Source organism: Shigella sp. FC1567, from assembly GCF_001743015.1.
GTDB lineage: Bacteria > Pseudomonadota > Gammaproteobacteria > Enterobacterales > Enterobacteriaceae > Escherichia > Escherichia coli.
This window is the reverse complement of the sequence record NZ_MIIV01000192.1, coordinates 1-3,245: the sequence shown is the minus strand read 5'-3', so window position 1 is coordinate 3,245 and position 3,245 is coordinate 1. Positions and strand designations below refer to the sequence as shown.

The window sequence follows — 3,245 nt, the reverse complement described above, 5'->3', positions numbered from 1 at the left end:
TTTGCTCTTTAAAAATCTGGATCAAGCTGAAAATTGAAACACTGAACAACGAAAGTTGTTCGTGAGTCTCTCAAATTTTCGCAACACGATGATGAATCGTAAGAAACATCTTCGGGTTGTGAGGTTAAGCGACTAAGCGTACACGGTGGATGCCCTGGCAGTCAGAGGCGATGAAGGACGTGCTAATCTGCGATAAGCGTCGGTAAGGTGATATGAACCATTATAACCGGCGATTTCCGAATGGGGAAACCCAGTGTGATTCGTCACACTATCATTAACTGAATCCATAGGTTAATGAGGCGAACCGGGGGAACTGAAACATCTAAGTACCCCGAGGAAAAGAAATCAACCGAGATTCCCCCAGTAGCGGCGAGCGAACGGGGAGCAGCCCAGAGCCTGAATCAGTGTGTGTGTTAGTGGAAGCGTCTGGAAAGGCGTGCGATACAGGGTGACAGCCCCGTACACAAAAATGCACATATTGTGAGCTCGATGAGTAGGGCGGGACACGTGGTATCCTGTCTGAATATGGGGGGACCATCCTCCAAGGCTAAATACTCCTGACTGACCGATAGTGAACCAGTACCGTGAGGGAAAGGCGAAAAGAACCCCGGCGAGGGGAGTGAAAAAGAACCTGAAACCGTGTACGTACAAGCAGTGGGAGCACGCTTAGGCGTGTGACTGCGTACCTTTTGTATAATGGGTCAGCGACTTATATTCTGTAGCAAGGTTAACCGAATAGGGGAGCCGAAGGGAAACCGAGTCTTAACTGGGCGTTAAGTTGCAGGGTATAGACCCGAAACCCGGTGATCTAGCCATGGGCAGGTTGAAGGTTGGGTAACACTAACTGGAGGACCGAACCGACTAATGTTGAAAAATTAGCGGATGACTTGTGGCTGGGGGTGAAAGGCCAATCAAACCGGGAGATAGCTGGTTCTCCCCGAAAGCTATTTAGGTAGCGCCTCGTGAATTCATCTCCGGGGGTAGAGCACTGTTTCGGCAAGGGGGTCATCCCGACTTACCAACCCGATGCAAACTGCGAATACCGGAGAATGTTATCACGGGAGACACACGGCGGGTGCTAACGTCCGTCGTGAAGAGGGAAACAACCCAGACCGCCAGCTAAGGTCCCAAAGTCATGGTTAAGTGGGAAACGATGTGGGAAGGCCCAGACAGCCAGGATGTTGGCTTAGAAGCAGCCATCATTTAAAGAAAGCGTAATAGCTCACTGGTCGAGTCGGCCTGCGCGGAAGATGTAACGGGGCTAAACCATGCACCGAAGCTGCGGCAGCGACGCTGATGCGTTGTTGGGTAGGGGAGCGTTCTGTAAGCCTGTGAAGGTGTGCTGTGAGGTATGCTGGAGGTATCAGAAGTGCGAATGCTGACATAAGTAACGATAAAGCGGGTGAAAAGCCCGCTCGCCGGAAGACCAAGGGTTCCTGTCCAACGTTAATCGGGGCAGGGTGAGTCGACCCCTAAGGCGAGGCCGAAAGGCGTAGTCGATGGGAAACAGGTTAATATTCCTGTACTTGGTGTTACTGCGAAGGGGGGACGGAGAAGGCTATGTTGGCCGGGCGACGGTTGTCCCGGTTTAAGCGTGTAGGCTGGTTTTCCAGGCAAATCCGGAAAACTAAGGCTGAGGCGTGATGACGAGGCACTACGGTGCTGAAGCAACAAATGCCCTGCTTCCAGGAAAAGCCTCTAAGCATCAGGTAACATCAAATCGTACCCCAAACCGACACAGGTGGTCAGGTAGAGAATACCAAGGCGCTTGAGAGAACTCGGGTGAAGGAACTAGGCAAAATGGTGCCGTAACTTCGGGAGAAGGCACGCTGATATGTAGGTGAAGTCCCTCGCGGATGGAGCTGAAATCAGTCGAAGATACCAGCTGGCTGCAACTGTTTATTAAAAACACAGCACTGTGCAAACACGAAAGTGGACGTATACGGTGTGACGCCTGCCCGGTGCCGGAAGGTTAATTGATGGGGTCAGCGCAAGCGAAGCTCTTGATCGAAGCCCCGGTAAACGGCGGCCGTAACTATAACGGTCCTAAGGTAGCGAAATTCCTTGTCGGGTAAGTTCCGACCTGCACGAATGGCGTAATGATGGCCAGGCTGTCTCCACCCGAGACTCAGTGAAATTGAACTCGCTGTGAAGATGCAGTGTACCCGCGGCAAGACGGAAAGACCCCGTGAACCTTTACTATAGCTTGACACTGAACATTGAGCCTTGATGTGTAGGATAGGTGGGAGGCTTTGAAGTGTGGACGCCAGTCTGCATGGAGCCGACCTTGAAATACCACCCTTTAATGTTTGATGTTCTAACGTTGACCCGTAATCCGGGTTGCGGACAGTGTCTGGTGGGTAGTTTGACTGGGGCGGTCTCCTCCTAAAGAGTAACGGAGGAGCACGAAGGTTGGCTAATCCTGGTCGGACATCAGGAGGTTAGTGCAATGGCATAAGCCAGCTTGACTGCGAGCGTGACGGCGCGAGCAGGTGCGAAAGCAGGTCATAGTGATCCGGTGGTTCTGAATGGAAGGGCCATCGCTCAACGGATAAAAGGTACTCCGGGGATAACAGGCTGATACCGCCCAAGAGTTCATATCGACGGCGGTGTTTGGCACCTCGATGTCGGCTCATCACATCCTGGGGCTGAAGTAGGTCCCAAGGGTATGGCTGTTCGCCATTTAAAGTGGTACGCGAGCTGGGTTTAGAACGTCGTGAGACAGTTCGGTCCCTATCTGCCGTGGGCGCTGGAGAACTGAGGGGGGCTGCTCCTAGTACGAGAGGACCGGAGTGGACGCATCACTGGTGTTCGGGTTGTCATGCCAATGGCACTGCCCGGTAGCTAAATGCGGAAGAGATAAGTGCTGAAAGCATCTAAGCACGAAACTTGCCCCGAGATGAGTTCTCCCTGACTCCTTGAGAGTCCTGAAGGAACGTTGAAGACGACGACGTTGATAGGCCGGGTGTGTAAGCGCAGCGATGCGTTGAGCTAACCGGTACTAATGAACCGTGAGGCTTAACCTTACAACGCCGAAGGTGTTTTGGCGGATGAGAGAAAGATTTTCAGCCTGATACAGATTAAATCAGAACGCAGAAGCGGTCTGATAAAACAGAATTTGCCTGGCGGCCGTAGCGCGGTGGTCCCACCTGACCCCATGCCGAACTCAGAAGTGAAACGCCGTAGCGCCGATGGTAGTGTGGGGTCTCCCCATGCGAGAGTAGGGAACTGCCAGGCATCAAATT

The 3,245-nt window shown here is 52.6% G+C and carries 2 rRNA genes; both read left to right on the top strand.

Annotated features, from left to right (window positions below):
• The first annotated feature begins 122 nt into the window (after positions 1-122).
• Positions 123-3,026: ribosomal RNA gene (locus tag BHE85_RS12575) — 23S ribosomal RNA — on the top strand.
• Positions 3,027-3,121: 95 nt separating this feature from the next.
• Positions 3,122-3,237, top strand: a 5S ribosomal RNA gene (gene rrf, locus BHE85_RS12570).
• Positions 3,238-3,245 lie beyond the last annotated feature (8 nt).